Origin of the sequence: Planococcus chinensis (assembly GCF_042681545.1) — a bacterium.
GTDB classification, from domain to species: domain Bacteria; phylum Bacillota; class Bacilli; order Bacillales_A; family Planococcaceae; genus Planococcus; species Planococcus chinensis.
In genome coordinates, this window is the sequence record NZ_JBHUFW010000004.1 from 1 (window position 1) to 23900 (window position 23900).

General features: G+C 50.7%; 21 protein-coding genes. 15 read left to right on the plus strand and 6 right to left on the minus strand.

Going from position 1 to position 23900, the window contains the following annotated elements:
* The coding region (locus tag ACFSDB_RS02515) for a transposase (RefSeq protein WP_377339014.1) at positions 1 to 288 on the plus strand (288 nt) is incomplete at its 5' end.
* Between the two features lie 47 nt (positions 289 to 335).
* On the opposite strand, the gene ACFSDB_RS02520 is transcribed toward ACFSDB_RS02515, so the two are convergent.
* The 4 genes from ACFSDB_RS02520 to ACFSDB_RS02535 form a co-directional block, all read right to left on the minus strand.
* The gene (locus ACFSDB_RS02520) at positions 336 to 1355 is read right to left on the minus strand and encodes a DUF2804 domain-containing protein (RefSeq protein ID WP_204891156.1); all 1020 of its coding nucleotides are present in this window, start codon (positions 1353 to 1355) and stop codon (positions 336 to 338) included.
* 127 nt (positions 1356 to 1482) lie between these two features.
* The gene (locus ACFSDB_RS02525; protein WP_204891155.1) at positions 1483 to 2343 is read right to left on the minus strand and encodes a DegV family protein; all 861 of its coding nucleotides are present in this window, start codon (positions 2341 to 2343) and stop codon (positions 1483 to 1485) included.
* Between the two features lie 130 nt (positions 2344 to 2473).
* Positions 2474 to 3040 (minus strand): glycerol-3-phosphate acyltransferase, encoded by a 567-nt coding sequence (locus ACFSDB_RS02530; protein ID WP_204891154.1) that lies wholly within the window; start codon positions 3038 to 3040, stop codon positions 2474 to 2476.
* 80 nt (positions 3041 to 3120) lie between these two features.
* Complete coding sequence (locus ACFSDB_RS02535; RefSeq protein WP_204891153.1) at positions 3121 to 4494, minus strand: dipeptidase; 1374 nt, start codon at positions 4492 to 4494, stop codon at positions 3121 to 3123.
* Between the two features lie 145 nt (positions 4495 to 4639).
* On the opposite strand from ACFSDB_RS02535, the gene ACFSDB_RS02540 reads away from it, so the two are divergent.
* The 4 genes from ACFSDB_RS02540 to ACFSDB_RS02555 all read left to right on the plus strand — a co-directional run bounded on the left by ACFSDB_RS02540 (position 4640) and on the right by ACFSDB_RS02555 (position 9478).
* Positions 4640 to 5893, plus strand: a complete 1254-nt coding sequence (locus ACFSDB_RS02540; protein ID WP_204891152.1) for a CNNM domain-containing protein — start codon at positions 4640 to 4642, stop codon at positions 5891 to 5893.
* A gap of 218 nt (positions 5894 to 6111) precedes the next feature.
* The gene (locus ACFSDB_RS02545; protein WP_204891151.1) at positions 6112 to 7170 is read left to right on the plus strand and encodes a YkvI family membrane protein; all 1059 of its coding nucleotides are present in this window, start codon (positions 6112 to 6114) and stop codon (positions 7168 to 7170) included.
* 209 nt (positions 7171 to 7379) lie between these two features.
* The gene (locus ACFSDB_RS02550; RefSeq protein WP_204891150.1) at positions 7380 to 7916 is read left to right on the plus strand and encodes an RNA polymerase sigma factor; all 537 of its coding nucleotides are present in this window, start codon (positions 7380 to 7382) and stop codon (positions 7914 to 7916) included.
* 107 nt (positions 7917 to 8023) lie between these two features.
* Positions 8024 to 9478 carry a phospholipase D family protein gene (locus ACFSDB_RS02555; RefSeq protein ID WP_204891149.1) on the plus strand — a complete coding sequence of 485 codons (1455 nt, stop codon included), beginning with the start codon at positions 8024 to 8026 and terminating at the stop codon, positions 9476 to 9478.
* A 536-nt stretch (positions 9479 to 10014) separates the two neighbouring features.
* Here the strand turns inward: ACFSDB_RS02555 and ACFSDB_RS02560 are convergent.
* Positions 10015 to 11574, minus strand: coding sequence for an ABC-F family ATP-binding cassette domain-containing protein (locus tag ACFSDB_RS02560; protein ID WP_204891148.1), 1560 nt, complete (start codon positions 11572 to 11574; stop codon positions 10015 to 10017).
* Positions 11575 to 11686: 112 nt separating this feature from the next.
* Positions 11687 to 11869 (minus strand): SE1832 family protein, encoded by a 183-nt coding sequence (locus ACFSDB_RS02565; RefSeq protein WP_204891147.1) that lies wholly within the window; start codon positions 11867 to 11869, stop codon positions 11687 to 11689.
* A 159-nt stretch (positions 11870 to 12028) separates the two neighbouring features.
* Here ACFSDB_RS02565 and ACFSDB_RS02570 point away from each other — a divergent pair, with 159 nt between their 5' ends.
* From ACFSDB_RS02570 to ACFSDB_RS02615, 10 genes are all read left to right on the plus strand, one after another.
* Positions 12029 to 13852, plus strand: a complete 1824-nt coding sequence (locus tag ACFSDB_RS02570; RefSeq protein ID WP_204891146.1) for a cation:proton antiporter — start codon at positions 12029 to 12031, stop codon at positions 13850 to 13852.
* 167 nt (positions 13853 to 14019) lie between these two features.
* Positions 14020 to 14583 carry an NADPH-dependent FMN reductase gene (locus ACFSDB_RS02575; RefSeq protein WP_204891145.1) on the plus strand — a complete coding sequence of 188 codons (564 nt, stop codon included), beginning with the start codon at positions 14020 to 14022 and terminating at the stop codon, positions 14581 to 14583.
* Between the two features lie 207 nt (positions 14584 to 14790).
* Entirely contained in the window at positions 14791 to 16965 is a 2175-nt protein-coding gene (locus tag ACFSDB_RS02580) for a DNA topoisomerase III (protein ID WP_204891181.1), read from the plus strand.
* Positions 16966 to 16985: 20 nt separating this feature from the next.
* Positions 16986 to 17507 carry a Cys-tRNA(Pro) deacylase gene (ybaK, locus tag ACFSDB_RS02585; RefSeq protein ID WP_204891144.1) on the plus strand — a complete coding sequence of 174 codons (522 nt, stop codon included), beginning with the start codon at positions 16986 to 16988 and terminating at the stop codon, positions 17505 to 17507.
* Between the two features lie 65 nt (positions 17508 to 17572).
* Positions 17573 to 18214, plus strand: coding sequence for a YczE/YyaS/YitT family protein (locus ACFSDB_RS02590; RefSeq protein WP_204891143.1), 642 nt, complete (start codon positions 17573 to 17575; stop codon positions 18212 to 18214).
* A 102-nt stretch (positions 18215 to 18316) separates the two neighbouring features.
* The gene (locus tag ACFSDB_RS02595) at positions 18317 to 18979 is read left to right on the plus strand and encodes a class I SAM-dependent DNA methyltransferase (protein ID WP_204891142.1); all 663 of its coding nucleotides are present in this window, start codon (positions 18317 to 18319) and stop codon (positions 18977 to 18979) included.
* A gap of 21 nt (positions 18980 to 19000) precedes the next feature.
* Entirely contained in the window at positions 19001 to 19474 is a 474-nt protein-coding gene (locus ACFSDB_RS02600; protein ID WP_204891141.1) for an S-ribosylhomocysteine lyase, read from the plus strand.
* A gap of 11 nt (positions 19475 to 19485) precedes the next feature.
* Positions 19486 to 20421: a PLP-dependent cysteine synthase family protein gene (locus ACFSDB_RS02605; RefSeq protein WP_204891140.1), complete on the plus strand. Its 936-nt coding sequence runs from the start codon at positions 19486 to 19488 to the stop codon at positions 20419 to 20421.
* Positions 20418 to 21551, plus strand: coding sequence for a bifunctional cystathionine gamma-lyase/homocysteine desulfhydrase (locus tag ACFSDB_RS02610; protein WP_204891139.1), 1134 nt, complete (start codon positions 20418 to 20420; stop codon positions 21549 to 21551). The genes ACFSDB_RS02605 and ACFSDB_RS02610 overlap by 4 nt, the downstream gene beginning before the upstream one ends.
* A gap of 210 nt (positions 21552 to 21761) precedes the next feature.
* Entirely contained in the window at positions 21762 to 23879 is a 2118-nt protein-coding gene (locus tag ACFSDB_RS02615; protein ID WP_204891138.1) for an immune inhibitor A domain-containing protein, read from the plus strand.
* Positions 23880 to 23900 lie beyond the last annotated feature (21 nt).

The following is a 23900-nucleotide window of genomic DNA, read 5'->3' on the forward strand; positions in this document are numbered from 1 at the left end:
CAAGGCTGGCATTACCAGCACCGGTTGTGGGTAAGAACGTTAAAGCGGAACGGGATTTTCCAAAGCATGTCCCGAAAGGCGACGTGTGCTGACAATGCAGCCATGGAGAATTTCTTTGGCTTGTTTAAACAGGAGATGTATTTCGGAGAAGCCCTGGTCCCGTATGAAGAATTGAAGCTGAACATTGAACGCTACGTCCACTATTACAATCACGAACGCATTAAACAAAAATTGGCCGGCATGAGCCCGGTGAACTACCGAATTCATGCCAGCCAATTAGCTGCATAACTGAAACTCTAACTTTAAGGGGTCACTACCCGGGCGCCTCTTTTTTATTACCATTTTGCATAATGCTCTTCAACCGTTCCGAGAAGCTGCATGATTTTCTGCTTGCGCCCATCCGGATGCCGGACATGGCCGTTGAAATAGCCGACCAATTGATGGGTCTCCGATTTCACGAGCTTCATGTCCGTCTTGGACTCCCGTTCAAAGAAGGGAGTGAACGTCAATTTCACATCATCGGAAAATTTGGTCTGGATAAACCAAGGATCATTGTAATCTTCGGAATTGTAATGGAACTGCACATCTTCGTGGATCTTGGTCATTTTGCCATTAACGAAAAAGGCGTTTTCCGTCATTCCGGTGCCGTCTGTCCATTTGCCGCCGAAGTTCAAAGCGATGGTCTGTCCGTCCGAACGCTGTGAAGCCATCGCCCAATTCCAGGAAGTTTCCCGCGGCCAAACCCCCCGTCCGTAATCAAGCACCGCAAAGCTTTCGAAAGGATCAAATGTGTACTCCCGGCTGCCGAGGCTGATTTTTCCGGTTACCGGAAGCAGGTGGTGCTTGCCGGTAAACTGGAATGTCTGGCGGTTCCAAGGAATGACCACATTGAGCGATTCATTTTCCGCCGGATGCTCAATCTGGAGGGTGGCCTGAAGTGGTTCGCCATCGAAATCGCCGACTTCCACAAGCATTTCGGTCTGGTTATGCTTATAGTCGATCGTAATGGACATGTCTTCGTGGCGGAAGTGGCAGCGGCCGAGCACTTCGTTGGACAGTTTGACCTGCCGCGTGAACGGAACCAAAACCGTTTTTTCATAAAAACGCTGGGTTTCGTAGTTGAGAAAATACACAAAGCAGACAGTGGCATAGTCAAGATGGCTGATTGTCGCGGAAAACATCACTTCTTCGCCGAAAATGCACCAGTAATTCCACTTTTTCTTGCGCATGAAATTTCCGCGCAGATTGCTGACAACCAATGGCTGGCGGGCAAAACCGATCGCGTTTGGATTTAATTGCCCTTTTGCGTCACAAAGCATCACATGTTCTGTAATTTCGCGTTCCAAATGTTGCATTAAATCCACCTCACCCTTACCGCTCATTTCTGAATTCTATTTCCATTGTAGCAAAGATTCCCAGAAATAGCCGTTCAGAAGAGGGAAGATGGGACGAATGTATCGCAATTTTCTGCTTTTACGGCATTTACTGTTGAGGCGGTTTTCTCCACAACAAAGCAATGGTGCCTTCTCCTGCATGGACTGCAAGGGAGGAGCTGAGATCGCCGATCAGCACTTTGGCGTCCGGCGCGATTTTCAGGATTTCCTGCTTCAGGCTCTCCGCTTCGCCGTGGACATTGCCGTGCATGATCTGGAAGTAATTGATGCCGTATTGCTGATGGTCTTTCTTCAAGTGGTCGAGCAAATACTGGACCGCTTTTTTATGCGAACGGACTTTGTCGATCGGCACCAATTCGCCTTCGGCACTCAATTGGACAATCGGCTTCACTTTGAGGAGGCTCCCCAGGTAGTACTGGGCGCCGCTCATCCGGCCGCCTTTGTACAGTTGCGACAAATTGCCGATCAGGATGTAATTGCGGAAATCATGGACTTCCTTCTGCAGGCGCTCGGCGATCGCTTCAGCGTCCATGCCTTGTTTCTCCAGCTCCAGTCCCCGGTCGATCAACCCGGATAATCCGTAGGAAAGGGCCAATGAATCGATGGCATATACCTTGAAGCCCGTCATTTCAGCAGCCGCAGTGGAAGAGGCGATCGTGCCGCTGAGTTTGGCGGACGCGTGGACGGCGATCGCGCATTCGTATTCTTCTTTCAGCTTTTCGTAAAGCTCCGCGAATTTCCCGGCAGAAGGCTGGGAAGTTTTCGGAAATTCCGAAGCGGATTTGATGCGGGCGTATAATTGCTCATTCGTCAAATCCACGCCGTCATCAATAAATTCCTCCTGGCCGAAATGGATATTCAGCGGCACCATGTAAACATCGGGATGGGCTTTGAACTCTTCAGTGACAAATCCGGTGGAATCCAGTACCCAGGCAATCGGCTTTTTCATTTAAACAACATCCTGTCTTTAGAGTATTTTGAATAAACTATAACATTAATAGCTTTTCTTGACACTAAATTCATTAAAACGCTTACATGAGAGTGGATGTTTATCCGGAAAGCTGTAAATCCAATAATATTTATGATTGTCCAAACCGGTTGTGGAACGATTCCTTGATATCCGGTACATGTTTCCTCAAGATGAGCGCCATTGCGGCGAGGAGCGGCCAGGCAGCCGGGAATTCCCCAGAGTGGATCATGAACACGGCAAAAGCGGCAAAACCTGCCAACATCGCAAGCGTTGCACTTCTGATCAGCAGGAGTCCAGCTGCGAATCCAATTGCCATCGCAAGAAAAAGCTTTGGGGCAATGAACAGAGAAGCGCCGATAAATGCCGCAATCCCTTTGCCGCCGCGGCCTTTGAGCCAAAAAGGGAATAAATGTCCAGCCACCACCGCAAACCCGCCGAAGGCCACGGCCCATGGACTGAAATCCAGGCAACGGCCAAGCCAGACAGCCAGTGCCGCTTTCGAGGCATCCCCGAAAAACGTTATGAAGAAGGCGGTTTTACCGAGGACGGCGCCTGCATTGCGCGCCCCCAAATTGCCGCTTCGCTCCTGGCGCAAGTCCGTACCTCTCCTTTTGCCTACCCACCAGGCGGTTAATATAGTTCCAATCAAATAACAGGCAATCCAATAAATGACCATGGCGGCCTCCAATAGTTTCTAGAATGGGGGAAGCGTTAAGAAAAGCCTCTCCGCAGCAAGGAGAGGCTTCTTCATACTTCTTATAATTGAGCTGCTTCGTAGAGGTAATCGCTGATGACGCGCAGCCCTTTGTCGAAGTTCTCCAGATGGAAATGTTCGTTTGGCGCATGGAAGTTTTCGGATGACAGACCGAAGCCCATCAATACGACCGGCAAACCGAGCACTTGATCGAATACTGCAACAATCGGAACCGAACCGCCCATGCGGGTGAATGCGGTCTTGACGTTATAGACCCTCTCATATGAACGTCCGGCAGCTTGGATTGCCGGATGGTCGTACGGCGTCAGGAACGGCTGTCCTTTGTCAAAGTCGCTGATCGTTACTGTTACGCCAGCAGGCTTGTTCGCTTCCACATGAGCGCGCAGCTTCGCAACAATATCATCCGGATCCTGGTTCGGCACAAGGCGGCAAGTGATTTTTGCGCTCGCTTGGGCAGGCAGGACCGTTTTGATGCCTTCGCCGGAAAAGCCGCCGGTGATGCCGTTGATTTCAAGCGTCGGACGGATCCATGTGCGCTCGACAAACGAATAGCCCTTCTCGCCGAAGTCTTCTATAATGCCGAGTTCCTGTTTCTCTTTTTCCAGGTCGAATTCGAGCGCTGCAAACTCGGCGCGTTCTGCATCGGAGACTTCGAGCACGTCGTCGTAAAAGCCGTCCACTTGGATAACGCCTTCTTTATCCCGGAAGGATTGCAGGATTTCCACAATGGCATGGAGCGGATTCTGGACAGCGCCTCCGTAAAGGCCCGAATGCAGGTCGCCTTTCGGCCCTTGGACGTCGATCTGGATGCCGGCAAGACCGCGCAATCCGTAGCATACTGCCGGGCGTCCCGGCCCTTGCATGCCGGTGTCGGAAATGACGATCAAATCCGCTTTCAGCTGTTCCTGGTTCTGTTCCACGTACTTCGGCAAGGTCGGGCTGCCGATTTCTTCTTCGCCTTCAACGATGAATTTGATGTTGACGGGGAGTTCGCCTTCAAGCTTCAGCAGCGCTTCGACCGCTTTGACATGCATGAACGTTTGGCCTTTATCGTCGCTTGCGCCGCGGGCATACAATTTATTGTCGCGCACATGCGGGTCAAACGGCGGCGTTTCCCAAAGGTTCAACGGGTCCACCGGCTGTACATCGTAATGGCCATAGACAAGAACGGTCGGTTTGCCTTCAGCATGAAGCCAGTCCGCGTAGACGACCGGATGGCCGTCTGTTTCGAATACTTCTGCATTTTCCAGGCCGGCTTTTTCCATGGCTTCCTTCAGCCATTCAGCCGCTTTGCGGACATCTCCTTTGTGTTCAGTCAGCGAGCTGATTGAAGGGATGCGCAAAAATGCCTTCAATTCTTCAAGATGGTCGGTGCGATGGTCTTTGAAATACTGATCGATTTTTTCGGCGTTCATAAGATCCCTCATTCCAATTTTTTTTATAATGGAAAAATTATAACATACAAGCTGTGGTTTTCGACATATCGAAAAACCCTGTGATATAATTATCGATACGGAAATAGCTCGTAAAAATGTGTTCTTAACACTGGAGGAAATAGATTTGTTTATCGCACTAGGATTCTTTTTGATGTTGTCGTTCTTCTTCTCAGGAAGCGAAACGGCATTGACAGCAGTAAATAGGATGAAGGTCCATCTTCGCGCTGAGCAGGGCGATGTGAAAGCACAGCGGCTGCAAAAGTTGATCGCGAAGCCGGACCGTATGATCACCACTCTTTTAATCGGAAACAATATTGCCAACATCATGCTGCCGACGCTGGTTACGACAATCGCATTGACGCGCGGCTGGGAAGTCGGCGTCGCTACGGCGATCCTAACATTGGTCCTCATCATTTTCGGGGAAGTTTTGCCGAAGACGATCGCGGCGACCTTCTCGGACCGTGTGGCCTACTTGGTTTTCCCGGTCATCTCGGTATTGGTCGTTCTATTCAAGCCGCTTACGTGGCTCTTGGCGCAGTTCACGAATATCTTTATCCGCATCATTTCCAAAGGCACGGTAAAAGAAGCGACGATGACAAAAGAAGAACTCCGCACCATGGTCGATATCGCTTCCACTGAAGGGACCTTCGAGGAAGAGGAATCGGAACGGATCAAAGGGGTCCTGGATTTCCCGCACAAGGATGTATCGGACGTCATGTCCACCCACCGTACGGATATCGTCGGGATTTCCATCGATTCCACTTACGAAGAAGTGCGCGATTTGATCCTGGATTCCTCGTACACGCGTTACCCGGTGTATGAAGAAAGCATGGACAATATCGTCGGCCTGTTCTATTCGAAAAAGCTTATCGAATGGTCGATGAACCCGAACCTGACGCTGACGGAACTGATGGATGACAACCCGGTGTTCGTCGTCCAATCGGTCAGCGTCGAGAAAGTGTTCAAAATGATGATGGCCAAGAAAAAGCACATGGCGGTCATCCTGGATGAATACGGCGGGACGCTCGGAATCGTGACGCATGAAGACATCATCGAAGAAATGATCGGCCAGGATATCGAAGACGAGACAGACGTCGAGGACGACGAGCTTGTTTTTGAAATGACCGATAACGTATTGATGTGCCACGGCCGCCTGGAGATCGAAGACGTCAACGAGATGTTCGAGGTCGAAGTGCCTGACGACCACGATACGATTGCCGGATTCGTCATGCAGCAATTGGGCCATGTGCCGGAAGAAGGCGAAGAGTTCACCTATGAGAACCTTCATGTCAAGATCAACGAGATGGATCGGAACCGGATCATCCGACTGACGATCACCAAAAATGCTGATGAAGAAATGATAGCGAATTCTATATAATAAAAGACAAAAGCCTGCTGCGGATCTCTTGATCCGCAGCAGGCTTTTTTTTGTGCCTAGAAATTGGCGGGTGCCTGGAAGTTATAAGCGAAAAAAGCCTGATTTTGAAGGTACAGGCCGTCTTCTTGTTTATCACGGATTTTAAAAGGTATAAGAATAAGAAAGGTCTGTAAAAACATTCGGAATTTATTATTTTAACATAATAAGGGGAGAGGGCTATGAAAAAAAGTTTGAAGATCGCAAGTGCATTTATTGGGATCGTGGTCGGAGCGGGTTTTGCATCCGGCCAGGAGATTCTGCAGTATTATACAAGTTTCGGCTACTGGGGGCTCGCAGGCGTTGCGCTAGCTGCGGTCCTGTTCGGCTACTTGGGGAAAGTGCTGACTGGCCTTGGCAGCCGCCTGCAGACAGTATCTCATGAAGAGGTCGTCTACAAAATCGGCGGGAAAGTCATCGGGAGAATCATCGACTACACGCTGATCCTGACCTTGTTCGGCATTCTGGTGGTCATGATTGCAGGGGCAGGTTCGATTTTTTCACAGCAATTCGGATTAGCCCCTGCATTCGGCCGGTCCGTGATGACAGTTCTCGTCATCCTTACCATCATGCTCAACGTGAAAAAAGTCATCACGATCATCGGCAGCATCACGCCATTCCTGATTGTAATGGTCATCGGGATTTCTGCCTACAGCCTGTTGACGATGGACGCCAGCTTTACGGAACTGGACCCGATTGCAAAAGACCAATTATCGGCCGCGCCGAATTGGTTCATTTCAGCTGTTAACTATGTATCCTTGGCGATCGCCTTGACGACGTCCATGGCGCTGGTTATGGGCGGAGCGGAAAAAGATGATAAAGTCGCAGCGCGCGGCGGCATGATCGGCGGGATCGTCTTCGGCATATTGATCCTGCTCAGCTATTTGGCGATTTTCTCGAAAGTGGATATTGTCGGAGGGACCGATCTGCCGATGCTGCGCTTGGCGGACAATATTTCGCCTTTCCTCGGCATTGTCATGGCGATTGTGATTTTCAGCATGATCTACAACACGGCTGTCAGCCTGCTGCTGTCGTTTTCTGCGCGATTCACTGAAATGGGCACGAATCGATTCCGGATTTTCGTGATTGTTTCAGGGATCATCGCATTCGGCTTAAGTTTCCTTGGCTTTACACAATTGGTCAACTGGTTCTATCCGTTCGTCGGCTATCTGGGGCTGGTCCTGGTAGGGGCCTTGATCTTAGCCGATATCCGGAAAGTAGGGAAGGAACGGGAGCAATAATCTAATAAAAAGAAACAGTGCTGCGAACCACTCCATTATAGGGAGTTTGCGGCACTGTTTTTTTATGCGCAGATTTGCTGTTGTTCTTTATTACAAAAGTGTAAGTGAAATGAAAGTGAATGCGATAGAGGGAAAGGTTGGGTTTTGGCACAATTAGGATAACAAGAAGAGCAAATGACCTGAACAACAATCGGACGGAGGAATCGATCATGGAAAATCTATATGTAGAATATAACCGTTATATCTATCATTTATGCCTGAAGCTTACGCGCAATAAAGCGGAAGCTGAAGATCTGATGCAGGAAGTATGGCTGAAGGTAGTCCGCTATGAATCTTCGATTGCTGAAGTGGATCATGTAAAAGCCTGGCTGACAACCATCTGTATGAATACGTTCCGTGATCGTTACCGCAAAAACGTCCGCCGCAGCAAACATATGGTACAGCAGCCGGAAGGATTGGATGTTTCGTTGCTGGACTTGATCCCTTCCGATTCAGCAGGAGCAGCGGAAATTCTGGAACAGCAGGATGTTTCAGTCATGATCCGCAGCAAGATTTCCGAATTGGATTCGATCTATCGCACGACGATCATGTACTTCTATGTGCATCAATTGTCGCTGATCGAGATTGCAGAGACGATGAAAGTATCGATCGGCACAGTGAAGTCCCGCTTGTTCCGCGGCAAGCAGCGCTTGAAAGACATGCTGATGGAAGATGCCCGTACACGCGAATACGTCTTGACTGCCTAATATGAAGTTTTCAACCAGCCGTTATGACGGCTGGTTTTTTATTCCATAAAAATAATAAATTTCTTTTCTCTTCTTCTTGTTATAATGAGGGCGAGGGGGAACGCAAGATGATTAGAAAGAGATACAAGCAATGGAGCAAGCGCCGCAGGATCGTCTATACGACTGCTGGTATTCTGGCAATCCTGTATTTAATCGTGATTTTGTGGCATACGTTCAAACCGTTGCCTGAAGGCATTTCCTATAAGGGGGACATGCACCAGTTGGAAGATGTGGAATTGCTGTACGATTTGTCCTATGCACAGGACACCGAAGGCACGAATAAAGAATATCATCTGGAAATATTCGATGAAATTTATGACACGATAGATGAAGCAGAGGAGTTTATTGTGCTGGATTTATTCCTTTTTGACAATAACAACGACCAGAAAATCGAGTTTCCGGCAGTTTCGGAACTGCTGACGGAGCATTTGCTGAAAAAGAAAGCGGAAAATCCGGAGATGCCGATCTACTTTATCACGGATCCGCTCAACACCGGCTACGGATCTTATGAAAATCGGTTTCTCGATACGATGGACAAAGCAGGGATTGAAATCATCATTACCGATTTGAACCAGCTCCGCGATTCGATGCCGCTGTATTCGGGGTTTTACCGGGTCCTGTTCCAATGGTTCGACAACAGCGGCGAAGGCTGGATTCCCAATGGGATGTCGAGCGATGCCCCGGATTTGTCTTTGGCGTCTTATCTGGAGATGCTGAATATCAAGGCGAACCACCGGAAAGCAGTGATCACCGAAAAAGCGGCCATTATCAGTTCGGCCAATCCGCATAATGCGAGCGGCTTGCATGGCAATATGGCATTCAAAGTAAGCGGGCCGATCATCAACGATATGCTAGAAGCGGAAGAGGCGGTTTCGAAGTTTTCCGGCGGACCGGATTTTCCGCGGATCGAAGCCGAGCCGCAGCAGGGCGACTACGAGGCGCAGTATCTGACCGAAAAGCGGATTTTCGATGCCTTGATTGCCGACATTGACCGGACGCGAATAGGCGACAGCATTTCGCTGGCCATGTTCTATATTGCCGAAAGCGAAATATTGGAGGCATTATCGCAAGCGGCGAACCGCGGCGTCGACGTCCGCATCGTCCTTGATCCGAACGAGAACGCGTTCGGGACAGAAAAGACCGGCCTGCCGAATCGGCCGGTCGCCCAGGAATTGATGGAAGAGTCCAGCGACAACCTGGACATCCGCTGGTACAATGCCGTAGTCGGCCAGTTCCACACAAAATCGATTCTCATCAAAACAGCCGACAAAGCCTTTATCTATGGCGGTTCCGCGAATTATACAGAGCGGACCCTGGACAATTACAACCTGGAAAGCGATATCCGCATCACCGCACCGCCGGACAGTGACCTGGTCGGCGAATTCGAAGCATACTTCGATCCGATGTGGAACAACGAAGGCGCGATGTATACGCTCGATGTCGAGAAGTACCAGGATGAATTCACCTTCTGGCAGCGCGGAATCTACGGCTTCCAGAAACTGTTCAAACTGACGACGTATTAAAAAACAGCCTCTCCGGATTTTCGGGGGAGGCTGGGACCTTTTAGACAAAAGAATATTTGTTTCTCTTCAAGAATGAAGATACATTCAGGAGAAGCTATCTCAAATCCTCCACTTCAGGCGGACGCTTTCCGTGGGCTCGCGCCGAAATCCCGCAGTCAAAACCGGTGCTCCTGCATCGCTGCGCTGCTTCGTCGCAAGCAAGTCGGCCGAACTGCCTTCGGCCAACTTGCTCGCCGCCTTCCGTTCCGGATCCTGAAGACAGCGGCTTATTCCCGATAGATTAAAGCAGGATCAGCGTCCTTATCTTATCTATTAGTTACAGGTGACGCTCCCGACCGTGCTGGCCGCGAGACTCCTGTGGGACCAGTTCGAGCTGAAGGCCCCGCAGGAACGCAGTGACGAGGAGACTGAAGCCGAACCCACGGAAAGCGAAGTGGCCAGCACGGTCGGGCTTATAGATCTCTATTCATTCAAAATGGCCTTTTTATACAGTCAAACAGCCTCTCCATTTTCGGAGAGGCTGTTTTGGTGTTTTATTAGAGGGATTGTTTCCCGGCATTGATCCATTCTTCGACGTTCCAGACTTTTGTCGCCAGGCCTTCATAGAAATCAGGCTCGTGGCTGACCAGAACGATCGTGCCTTTATAGGCTTGCATCGCGCGCTTCAATTCCGCTTTGGCGTCGATGTCCAAGTGGTTCGTCGGTTCATCGAAAATGAGCCAGTTGCTTTCTTCGAGCATGAGCTTGCACAGGCGGACTTTCGCCTGCTCTCCGCCGCTGAGCTGTGTCATCGAGCGCGAGATGTGCTCGCTCTTAAGTCCAGTGCGGGCAAGGGCGCTCCGTACTTGGCCCTGTTCCATGCTCGGATAAGCGGCCCAAATTTCGTCGAGCGGCGTATGGGTCGGCGCTTTAACTTCTTGCTCGAAGTAACTCGGCGTCAAGTATTCGCCGCGGATGACGTCGCCGTCAAGCGGACTGATTTTGCCGAGCATCGTTTTCAGCAGCGTCGATTTACCGACGCCGTTCATGCCGACAAGCGCGATTTTCTCGCCGCGTTCGATCATGAACGTCAATGGCGGCAAGAGCGGCTTGTCGTAGCCGATCGAAAGGGCTTCGGCTTCCACGACATAGCGGCTCGGGCTGCGGGATTCCTTGAAAGCGAATGTCGGCTTTGCAGCCATTTCCGGTTTTTCGATGCGGTCCATGCGGTCGAGCTGTTTTTGGCGGGATTTCGCACGGCCGGTTGTCGACGCACGCGCTTTGTTTTTCGCGATGAACGTCTCGGTTTTCTTGATCATTTCCGCCTGTTTTTCATAGGCGTCCAAATGCTGCTTTTTCGCGAGCTCTGCAAGCTCGATGAATTTCTCGTAAGTGGCGGTATAGCGTGACAGGCGGGAGAATTCCAGGTGGAAAATGACGCCTGTCACACTGCTCATGAACTCCGTATCATGCGAAATCAAAAGGAACGCATGCGGGTAGTTCTTCAAATAGTTGACGAGCCATTGAATATGCTCTTCGTCGAGATAGTTCGTCGGCTCATCGAGCAGAAGCACTTTCGGCTTTTCCAGAAGCAATTTCGCCAACAGGAGCTTCGTGCGCTGTCCGCCGGAAAGGGCTTCGACCGGGCGTTCAAGGCCGATTGCATCCAGCCCGAGGCCGCGTGCGATCTCTTCGATTTTTACATCAAGCGTGTAGAAATCGCCGGCATCGAGTGCGTCCTGGACTTCTGCCATCTCTTCCAGCAATTCTTCCAAGTTGGCATCAGGGTCGCTCATCTGCATCGCGATATTGTTCAATTCTTCTTCTTTTTTATAAAGCGGAAGAAATGCGTCCTGCAGGGTTTCGCGGATTGTGCGGCCCGGAGTCAACTGCGTGTGCTGATCAAGATAGCCGTAATGCGTTTTCGGCTGCCATTCGACGCGGCCGGTATCGTACATGATTTTCCCTGTCAAAATATTCATCAAAGTCGATTTCCCGACGCCGTTCGCGCCGACAAGTCCAACATGTTCACCTTCAACCAATCGGAACGACACATCGTTGAATAGCGTGCGGTCGCCGAACGTATGGCTCAAGTTTTCTACTGTTAATAAACTCATTTATAGTATTCCTCCATTTTTTCGATAAGCTGGTGTTGAAATATAGCGGTTTCTTCTATATAAGGATAAGCGGCAAAAGCGGCGCTAAAAGATGTCAAAAAAAAATCGCGGGTCAAAGTTCCGCGAGTTGTTTATGCAATTCCGCAAGACGCTGTTCCATTTTCTCGAGGCGTTCTTCCGCCTGTTCCACCATCCGTGCGTGGCCGGTTGTTTCAAGCTTCTCGATATCCCCTTGGTGCCGGATATAGTCGGCTTTCAAATCTGCAATTTCAAACTCCAATTGTGCTCTGTTCACAAAATTCACCCTCGGTTTTTCCTTATTGTATCACATTTACACAAAATTTAAATGCATATGCATTGCTTGTGCTTTCATTTTTGGGGGTATAGTCGATATAATAGGCAAAGTTCATAAAGGAAGGAGCTGTGTGCCATCAATACGCTTTTATTCGATTTAATGCTTATCATCTTTTTGGGGGTGGTATCCCAATGGATCGCATGGCGCATGCAGCTGCCGGCAATCGTCCTCATGTCGATCGCAGGGCTTCTGGTTGGGCCGCTGCTCGGCATCATCAGCCCGGCGACAAGCTTTGGCGACTTATTCAATCCTTTTATTTCATTGGCGGTGGCCATTATTTTATTTGAAGGCAGCTTGAATTTGAACTTCAAAGAAATAAGAGGATTCAGTAAGCCGGTATGGCGGATTGTGACCTTCGGCGCGTTCATTGCCTGGATCGCAGGATCGCTGGCTGCCCATTATATGGCAGGCTTGTCGTGGGCGGTGTCGTTTGTGATCGGCGGCCTGTTCATCGTGACCGGCCCGACCGTCATCTTGCCGATGCTGCGCCAGGCGAAACTCAATGCGCGTCCGGCGGCCATCCTGAAATGGGAAGGCATCATCGTCGATCCATTCGGTGCGCTGCTTGCGTTATTTGCGTTCCAATTTGTCATGTTCGCGATGGGCAATGAAACCGCTGGGGCGTTCGGCTTGTTCTTTTTGGCCGCTTTGTTCGCGGTGATCCTTGGCGCCGGTGCCGGATTCGGCATGGGGCGCATGTTCGAGAAAGGACAGATTCCGGAATTCCTGAAATCCCCGATGGTTTTCGGCGTCGTGCTGCTGGCGTTCGTCTTATCGGACCTTATTATGCATGAGACCGGCCTGCTTGCAGTAACCGCAATGGGGATGACAATGGCCAATATGAACATTGCGTCGATCAACGATATGCGGCATTTCAAGGAAAACATATCGGTGCTGCTCATCTCGAGCATCTTTGTCATGCTGACAGCATCGCTCAGTCTGGACGTGCTGCTTGAAATCTTCAATTGGCGCATCATTGCATTCGTGTTGACGACGCTGTTCATCGTCCGGCCGCTGTCAATCTGGCTGTCAACGATCGGCACAGATCTGACCAAGCAGGAGAAAACCTTGCTCGGCTGGATCGCTCCGCGGGGCATCGTGGCGCTCACCGTTTCCGGCTATTTTGCGAGCACGCTGCTCGAAGCCGGATTCGAGGATGCCGAGCTACTGACTGCGCTCACGTTCGCGCTTGTCTTCTCGACTGTTGTGGCGCACGGCTTCACGATTGGCTGGCTGGGCCGCAAGCTCGGGCTCGCTTCATCTGAAAAACCGGGCGTGCTGATTGTCGGTGCCGGCCGCTTCACGACGATGCTGGCGCAGACGCTGAAAGACCTCGATCAGAAGGTCCTGCTCATGGACCCTTCCTGGGGCCGCCTGCAAAAGGCGCGGCAGAACGGAGTGCCGACGTTTGTCGCAGAAATCCTTTCCGAGCATACGGAATATGAAATGGATCTGACGCCGTACGAAGTGATGATCGTCGCGACGGAAACCGATTCCTACAACGCACTAGCGGTCAATAATTTCGTACCCGAAATGGGAAGACTGAACTTGTACCAGACCGCGATCCATACAGGCGATCCGAGCGATTTCCACGCTTCCTTGAGCGGACGGACCCTGTTCGGCGACGATTGGAATATCCACGAACTGGAATGGAAATCGGAGCAGGGGTACGCGATGCGGAAGACGCAGATTACCGAACAGTTTACGTACGAGCAATTTCGGGCACAGTCAATAGAAGGTACAATTCCGCTGTTCGTCATCCGGGCGCAAGGGAAGCTCGAGTTCTTCACTTCCGGCAATGGAGTCGAGCCGAAAACAGGCGATGCCGTCGTCAGCTTCTCGCCGCCTGAACACCAGAAAATGCGTGTACAAGGAAAACTGGAAACCAGCAAGACGAAAGCCGGGTCTCAGTCTAAAGAATGAAATCTGACGTCTGCAAGCTTTTCAATGCGTATGATGAAACCCGGTTTGCTATCATGAAGTGAGGCCGTTTTTGCCGCAGGGCTTTTCCTGCGGCAGACGGACAGCCACTTAACCACATAAAGGCGGCACAGCCGCCTGGTATATACGTATTTGAGGAGGACTTGGCTATGAAGATTTTATTGGTGGACGGCACGATCATTGGCAGAAAAACAGGTGCCATATTGGAACAGGTGAAAGGGTATATCGAGGATGCCAATCCGGAACTGGAATTGAAGATTCTAAGTCTCGCGGATTTCGAGCACCAATTCGTCGACGGACGCCCGCTTGGCGAGTACAACGAAGACATGCAGGAAATGGTCCGGCGCTTTGAGAATGCCGACGGCTACATCATCGCGACGCCGATTTTCCAAGGTTCGATTCCAGGCGTGCTGAAGAACGCATTCGACATGCTGCATCCGCGCACGATGCGCTACAAGCCGGTGTCAATCGTGGCAAACGGCGGTACGTACCAGCATCACCTGGTCATCGAGAACCAGCTGAAGCCGATCCTCGATTATTTCCGCTGCCTCGTGACGCCGAACTATGTATATACGCATACGAGCCATTTCGATGAAACGAATTCCATCACGAACGAAGATGTCCACGAGCGCCTCCGCGAACTCGCACGCGTCTTTGTGCAGTATGCGGAAATGAGCAAGCATCTCTCGAAAGAAACGATCGATACGCCGTAAATGGTGAAAACCTCCCTGATTGGGAGGTTTTTTTGTGTTGTTTTAAATGAATACGCTCAGCAAAGGTTAAAATACGCACGACGAAGGTTAAAATACGTTCAACGATGGAAGAAATACGCACAGCAAAGGTTAAAATACGATTCTGCTCTTCACGACCCCCGCGAAAAGCCAGCCAAACCGGAAGATGTTATAATGGACGCTATAGAAATGAGGGTGAAGAAATTGAAATCAGTAGTACTAGCAGAAAAGCCATCCGTGGCGCGCGACATTGCACGCGTCTTGGGGTGCACGCAAAAAGGCAATGGATTTTTGGAAGGCAAGCAATATATCGTAACATGGGCGCTCGGCCATTTGGTGACGCAGGCGCAGCCGGAAGAATACGATAATGATTTCAAGGAATGGAAAATGGAGAATTTGCCGATCATTCCGGAACCGTTCAAACTCGTGCCGATCAAACAATCGATGAAACAATACAATACGGTAAAAGCGCAGTTGAACCGCAGCGATGTCAACGAAGTCATCATCGCGACCGATGCCGGGCGCGAAGGGGAGCTGGTCGCGCGCTGGATCCTCGAGAAGACGAAAACGAACAAGCCGATCAAGCGCTTATGGATTTCGTCGGTCACCGACAAGGCGATCACTGACGGCTTCAACAACCTGAAAGACGGCAAAGCCTACGAGAATTTATTCCAGGCGGCGGTTGCCCGGGCGGAAGCGGACTGGGTCGTCGGCATCAACGCGACGCGCGCTTTGACGGTAAAATACAATGCCCAGTTGTCGACCGGGCGCGTGCAGACGCCGACGCTTGCGATGATTGCGGAGCGCGAACAGCAGATCCGCAATTTCCAGCCGAAGCCGTATTACGGCATGCAGGCAGTAGCCGAGCAGGCGGCGTTCACTTGGACCGACGGCAACTCGACGCAGTCGTTCGATAAAGAAAAGGTGGACAAGCTCTTCAATAAACTCCAAAACACGCATGAAGGAACCGTCACCGACGTGAAAGTCACGCCGAAGAAACAGCCGGCGCCGCCGCTGTTCGACTTGACGGAACTTCAGAAAGAAGCCTACAAACGCTATAGCTGGTCGGCGAAAGAGACGCTCAACACGCTTCAGAACCTCTACGAGCGCTATAAGATCGTCACGTATCCGCGGACCGATTCAAAGCATTTGACGTCCGACATGAAAGATACGCTGAAAGACCGCATCAAAGCGGTGCAGGTCGGGCCTTACCGCGCGCTTGCGGCGACGATTCTGAAGACGCCGGTGGCTCCGCAAAAAGGCGTGATCGATGACAATAAGGTCAGCGACCACCATGCCATCATCCCGACGGAGGAGACGCCGCAGCTCCACAACATGTCCGATAAGGAATACAAGCTGTACGACATGATTGCCAAGCGCTTTCTTGCGGTGTTCTATCCGGCATACGAATACGACCAGACAACGGTTCAAATCGAAGCAGGCGGCGAAACATTCCAGACCAAAGGCAATACGGTCCGCAATGAAGGCTGGAAACGCGTATACAACGATGACGAAGGGGACGGCGATACGACATTGCCGCCATTCGAAAAAGGGCAGAAGCTCCACATCAAAGGCATCGCGCTGACAGACGGCAAAACCAAGCCGCCGGCGTTCTTCAATGAAGGAACGCTCCTTGGCGCGATGGAAAACCCGGCGCAGTTCATGGCCGGCGAATCGAAGGACTTGATCCAGACGCTAGGGGAAACCGGCGGGCTTGGCACGGTCGCAACGCGGGCGGACGTCATCGACAAGCTGTTCAACACATTCCTCATCGAGAAAAAAGGCAAGGACCTGACGATTACGTCGAAAGGCCGCCAATTGCTCGAGCTTGTGCCGGAAGACTTGAAATCGCCGAAACTGACCGCAGACTGGGAGCAGCAGCTGACGAAGATTGCGCAAGGCCAGATGAAAAAAGAAGGATTCATGAAAGAGATGATCGCGTTCGCCGAGAAATCGGTATCGGACATCAAGAAAAGCGACAAGAAGTTCAAGCATGACAATATCACCGGCAAGACCTGCCCGGATTGCGGCAAGCCACTTCTGGAAGTGAACGGCAAGCGCGGCAAGATGAACGTCTGCCAGGACCGCGAATGCGGCTACAAGAAGCAAGTGGCGATGCAGACGAATGCCCGCTGCCCGAACTGCCATAAGAAACTGGAGATGCAAGGTGAAGGAGACGGCAAGATTTTCGTCTGCAAATGTGGGCACCGCGAGAAGCTGTCGGCATTCGAAAAACGCCGCAGCAACAACCAGTCCAAGGCGAACAAAAAAGACGTCAATAAATTCCTGAAGCAGCAGGACGAAGCGCCGGTGAACACGGCGATGGCCGACGCCCTGAAGAAATTATTGGGTCAGAACGATTAATTTTCGCAAGGCGTCATGATATGCTTGATGGAAATATAAGGGGTGAGGTGCAGCCAGTGGCGAAGAAAATAGCGAAGACCAATGCAGCGCGTATCCTGGACAAAGAAAAGATTGACTATGAAGTGATGCAGTACGACCCGGAAGACGGCAAAATCGACGGCGTGTCGGTGGCGGCGAAAATCGGTTATCCGGTGGATACCGTCTTTAAGACCCTGGTCGCTGCCGGCAGTTCGAAGCAGAATTACGTGTTCGTCATTCCGGTCGCAGATGAATTGGACTTGAAAGCTGCGGCCAAAGCGGCAGGCGAAAAGAAAATCGAAATGGTCGCCGTAAAGGACATTCTAGGCTTGACGGGCTATATCCGCGGCGGCTGCTCGCCGCTCGGCATGAAAAAAGCCTTCCCGACGATCATCGACGCACAGGCGGAGGCGCTCAGTGAAATGATCGTCTCGGCCGGGAAGATCGGCATGCAATTGAAACTGACGCCCGGCAACCTGCTCCTTGTGACAAGCGGCCGGTACGCGGATATCACCGCAAAATGATGGAAACCATCCGTTCTTAGGAATGGGTGGTTTTTGCGAATACATAAACAGAAAGAAGGATGGCAATGGGACGTGCACTTTTTTACCGGTGGCTGTTTTTCATTAGCGGCCTGATCGTCTTGGCGCTCGGCTTTACGATGACGATCAAAGCCAACAAGCTCGGCATCGGGCCATGGGACGTTTTGAACGTCGGCCTGTTCAAGAATTTCGGCTTCACCATCGGCACCTGGGCAATCGTCGTCGGTCTTGTGGTCATCGTTTCGACGATGCTGTTTACGCGCAAGCTGCCGCAGATCGGGACGTTCTTGAATATGCTGCTGATCGGGATATTCATCGATATCTTCAACTGGCTGATTCCGGACATCCAGACTTTGTTCGGGCAGACCCTGATTTTCCTCGGCGGCATCCTAATCTCCGGCTACGGCGTCGGTCTTTACGTTTCGCCGCGGATCGGAGCGGGTCCGCGGGACAGCCTCATGCTGATGCTCGTGGAAAAAACCGGCCTCAGCATCACGGTCGTCCGGGCAGGCATCGAGATGACCGTCGCTTTCATCGGCTGGCTGCTCGGCGGACCTGTCGGAATCGGCACTGTCGCCATTGCGCTGTTCACCGGGCGGATCGTCCAAATCTCGCTGCCGCAATTTGAACGGCTGCTGAAAAGGATCATCGAAAGAAAGGGCGGAATCCCGCCTGCATTAAAGGTCTAGATGCCGAATTGGAAAGTTGAAAGCTCCTCAAAAATATGGTATAAATAAAACCTAGTAAGTCAATTGGTTTTATAAATATTATCTTTACAAAGGGGCTTTCAAATGGGACGCGAGTTCGTAGAAATTTTTGATGAATGGGTACACACTTATGACGATTCCGTATACGGCAAAGATAAGGAATACGAAGATGTCTTTGCGGACTACGATGGAATCTTGCAGGCAGTAGCAGATTTGGCGAAGGGTCCGGTTGTGGAGTTCGGGGTCGGCACAGGAAATTTGACCGAAAAACTGCTTGGCCGCGGCCTGGAAGTGGCGGGCATCGAACCGAACCGCGCCATGCGGGAAGCGACAGCTCAGAAATTGCCGGGTACCCCGCTCATCGATGGCGATTTCCTGGAATTTGATGCGAAACTGGAAGCGAAATCGTTTGTCAGCACTTATGCTTTCCATCATTTGACCGATCAGGAAAAAGCGCGTGCATTCAAGCTGTACGCCGAAAAGCTTCCGGCCGGCGGGAAAGTCGTCTTTGCGGATACCCTCTTCGAAACCGAAGAAGCAAAACAGCAGAAGATTGAATTTGAAAGTGCGCGCGGTTATGCTAATTTGGTAGAAGATTTAAATCGTGAATATTACACCACCTTGCCCGTGATGCAACAATTGATCGAAGCGGCCGGGTTTGCGGTGGAGTTCACACAGCTTAATGAGTACGTCTGGCTGATAAATGCCACTAAGAGAAGTGGAAACGGCCGTGAATCTAGACAATAAAACCACTAAGGAGACGATCTTATGAAAAAAATGAACGTAGAAAGCTTTAACTTGGACCATACAAAAGTAGTGGCGCCTTATGTGCGCCTTGCAGGAGAGAAAACAGGCGTGAACGGCGACACGATCCGCAAATACGATATCCGCTTCAAACAGCCGAACAAAGAGCATATGGAAATGCCGGGCCTTCACTCCTTGGAGCATATGATGGCTGAACACAGCCGCAACCATTCGGATCAGATCATCGACATCGGGCCGATGGGCTGCCAGACCGGTTTTTATATGTCCTTGATCAACCATGACGACTATGAGGACGTTTTGCATATCCTCGAAGAGACGTTGAAAGATGTCATCGAAGCGGATGAAGTGCCGGCGTGCAACGAAGTGCAATGCGGCTGGGCAGCAAGCCATAGCTTAGAAGGCGCGAAAGAGCTGGCGCGTGAAATGCTGGCGAAAAAAGACCAATGGCGCCAAGTGTTCGCTGAAGAAACGGTCTAAGGGGAAATCATATGAACTACGCGACAAGCATCCAGCAATTGATCGGCAACACGCCATTGATGGAATTGACCCATGTGGAGATTCCGAACAATTGCAGAATTTTTGCCAAACTTGAATTCTTCAACCCGGGCGGCAGTGTCAAAGACCGCCTGGGTGTTTCTTTGATTGAGGACGCCGAAAACCGCGGCGTCTTGAAGCCGGGCGGCACGATCGTCGAACCGACTGCCGGCAACACGGGCATCGGGCTCGCAATTGCGGCTATCGGCAGGGGCTACCAGGTCAAATTCGTGGTGCCTGAGAAATTCAGCCAGGAAAAGCAATCGCTGATGCGGGCGCTGGGCGCAGAAGTCATCAACACGCCGACCGAAAAGGGCATAAAAGGCGCCATCGCCAAAGCGGAAGAACTGGTCCGTGAACTAGGTGCCTTTTCGCCTTCGCAGTTTTCCAATCCGGCGAACCCGGAAACCTATGTCCGGACGCTTGGACCTGAAGTGTGGGAAGCGCTGGAAGGCCATATCGACGTGTTTGTTGCAGGCGCAGGATCCGGCGGCACATTCATGGGAACGGCCCGCTACTTGAAATCGCAGAATGAAGCGATCAAGACGGTCATTGTGGAACCCGAAGGCTCCATCCTCAACGGAGGCGAATCCGGTCCGCATTTGACCGAAGGCATCGGTATGGAATTTTTGCCGGATTATATGGACAAAAACTTGTTTGAAGCCATCCACACAATCACCGATAAAGATGCATTTGCGGCGGTAGGAGAGTTGGCGAAGCAGGAAGGGCTGCTCGTCGGCAGTTCTTCGGGCGCCGCATTTGTAGCCGCCTTGAAAGAAGCGGAAGGGGCAGCGCCAGGAAGCCATATTGTCACTGTTTTTGCAGATTCGAGCGAACGCTATATGAGCCAGAATATTTATGGCAGAACATTCGAGGAGGACCATTCATGAAACCGAAAACGAGATTGATCCACGGCGGAATTTTTGGAGACGAAGCGACAGGAGCGGTCTCTACGCCGATTTATCAAGTCAGCACATACAAGCAGGAAGCGGTCGGCAAATTCAAAGGCTATGAATATTCGCGGACCGGTAATCCGACGCGCCATGCGCTTGAAGAATTGATCGCCGACATCGAATACGGCCACGCAGGATTCGCTTTCGGATCCGGAATGGCTGCCATTTCTTCCGTCATGATGATGTTTTCAGCAGGCGACCACATCATTTTGACAGACGACGTTTACGGCGGAACTTACCGTGTCGTCAATAAAGTCCTGAACCGCTTCGGTCTGGAATTCACCTTCGTCGATACCGGCGATCTTTCCGCAGTGGAAGCGGCAGTACAGGAAAACACCAAAGCGATCTTTATCGAAACGCCGACCAATCCTTTATTGAAGGTCACCGACCTAGAGGCGGTTTCGGCTTTCGCAAAATCGAAAGGGCTTTTGACGATTGTCGACAACACTTTTATGACGCCGTATCTGCAGAGCCCAATCAAACTCGGCGCAGACATTGTACTCCATAGTGCGACCAAATACATCGGCGGCCACAGCGACGTCGTAGCTGGCCTTGTCGTCGTCAACACGCCGGAACTGGCAACGGAACTGCATTTTGTCCAAAACTCCGTAGGGGCGATTCTTGGGCCGCAGGATTCCTGGCTGTTGATTCGCGGATTGAAGACCTTGGGCATCCGCATGGAAGAAGCGATAGCGAACGCGCAGAAAATCGCCGAATTCCTCGACGGGCACGAGGCCGTCAATGCAGTCATCTATCCTGGCTTGCCGAATCACACAGGCCATGAATTAATGAAAAAACAGGCGACCGGTTTCGGAGCGATGATTTCATTTGATGTCGGCAGCAAGGAAAAAGCAGGCGAACTGCTTGCGAAGCTGAAATACTTCACGCTGGCCGAGAGCTTGGGCGCGGTGGAAAGCTTGATTTCCGTACCGGCTCAGATGACGCATGCGTCAATTCCGCTCGAACGCCGAACGGAGCTTGGGATATTAGAAGGTCTTGTGCGGATTTCCGTTGGGATAGAAGATGCAGAAGATTTAATCGAGGATTTAGCCCAGGCACTGGGATGAGAAAACCGCCGAAAGGCGGTTTTTTTGCGAGTAAAATACAATATAGATATAAAAATGATAAAAAATTATGCATTGTGGAAAAAAATGTAGGTTCAATGGCTTCTAATTTCGATATCCGAAATACATCTTATGGCGTATTCTTCTGAATTGTCTAACATGTTAAAATTTTAACCAGTGGTAAAATTCTGACAATTCATAGGGGGACAAAACATGAAGATGAGCAAATGGGCGTCGGTCATTTCAGCTAGTGCACTAACACTATCGTTATTAGTACCGGCAGCAACAGCAGCACCAGTGGAAGCAGTACCGTCAACAGTGGATTGGAACAGCGCAAAATACGGCGAGCGGATTGACATCGACCAACAGCTGAACCAATTGACATTGGATCCGGAGTTTAAGAAAGACGCAGATAAAAAGATTAAAGCGCAAGCTGGTGCATTAGGTGATGAAGCAGCAGGTGGCGAGGAAGAAGCAGCAGCTGACAGCACGTTCACTTATGACGGCGGCACCAAGCTTTTCCTTGACCGCAATCTTTCGTTCAAGGAATTTACACTTCGCAGTGTAGGTGACAATGTGGAAATTTGGGTAGCGAACGACTTGGCTTATGGACCGGACAACCCGAAACCGGCTGACGTGGTTACGCAAGCACAAGTGGATAAATTGAAAGCTGAGTTCGACAGCAACATCTATCCGGTAGCGACAGACTTCTTCGGAACACCGGATTCATTGGATGGCTCGAATTCGCCGCTTCCAGGAATGGTCGGCCTTCCTGATGGCTATTATGAAGGATCCGACAAAGTCATCATGCTTGTCGACAACGTACAGGACGAAGGCTGGAACAATCCATCGTACCCATTCTTCGTAGCCGGCTTCTTCTGGCAGACGCTTGAAAACTATACAGACCGCAACATCATCACAATCGATACAAACTCATGGGAAACTCGTTTGGAAAACACGTTCTTCGGAACGACGATCCACGAATTGCAGCACTTAATCCAAGCCGACAACGACGGCGCAGAAGAAACTTGGTTGAACGAAGGGATGTCTACATTCTCTGAATTCCTTGGCGGATACGGCCACGGCGAAGGTTCGATCAACTTCTACCTGGATCACCCTGAAAACTCTCTGGTAAACTGGGATGAGCACGGAACAGCGAAAACTGGTCCGGAAACAATCGCAGATTACGGGCAAACTTACTTGTTCACGCTTTATATGTACGACAAATTCGGTAAAGATTTCATCCGTGAATTGGCTGTTGATGGCACTAGCCAGGGCATGACAAGCGTCAACGAAACATTGAAGCGCTACGGTTCTGACAAAACGTTCACACAAGTCTACCAAGACTTCATGGCAGCATTGGCGTTGGACAACTCTGACGTAAGCAGCGACTACAACTTCGACAGCATCAACCTTCGTGAATTGCCAGTAGGCGATGGCGTCCGCGGCAAAACTGTCGACTTTGAAAAAGCGAAAACATTTGAAAAAGAAGGCGTTCCGGCTTGGGGCGGCGACTTTAAAGAATTCAACTTTGGCACAGACGTCCGCGGCATGGAATTTGATGGCGTTGATTTCCTTCCATTGCAATGGCAGACAACTGCTAACCCATTAGACGCATCTGAGCAAGTATTGCATGCGAACAATGGCGACGAAGCGGACCAGGCATTGATCTTCGGTGCAACAGTTCCTGCGGATAACGCTACGTTAACGTTCGATCACTACTATGACATTGAAGAGCAGTGGGATTATGCAGCTGTTCAAGTATCTACTGATAACGGCGAAACTTGGAAGTCACTAGAAAATGAAAACACACGCAGCGATGTAGTCGAAGAAGGCTATCCGAAAATCAAAGAAAACGTCCCTGGATTCACTGGACATAAACTAAACTGGTCAACTGAAACATTCGACCTTTCTGCTTATGCTGGACAAGACGTTCTGGTTTCATTCCGCAATATGACGGACTGGGGCTATAACGATACAGGCTGGTTCATCAAGAACATCAACCTGGGCGATTTCTCTGCTGATGGTACTTCAACAGAGCCGTTCCAGTCGCTTGGCCAATTGAAAGGTGAATATGTCGACTTTACGACTACATTCATCCAAACGAAGAAAAATGGACAGCAGCGCGTAGTCAATGTTGATCCATTCAACGTAACAGACAAAGAAGCATTGGATCTTCAAAATGTTCTTCGCGAAGGCAATGTGAAGATGATCACTTCTTATGCGGCTGCTGAAGGCCAAAAAGAAGCGAAAGAATTCACATACGAAGTGAAGTACAAAACTGCTAACCCGAACAAAGGCAAAGGCAAAAACAGCAAAGCTAAGAAATAAGAAGGAAGCGGACCCCGGTCC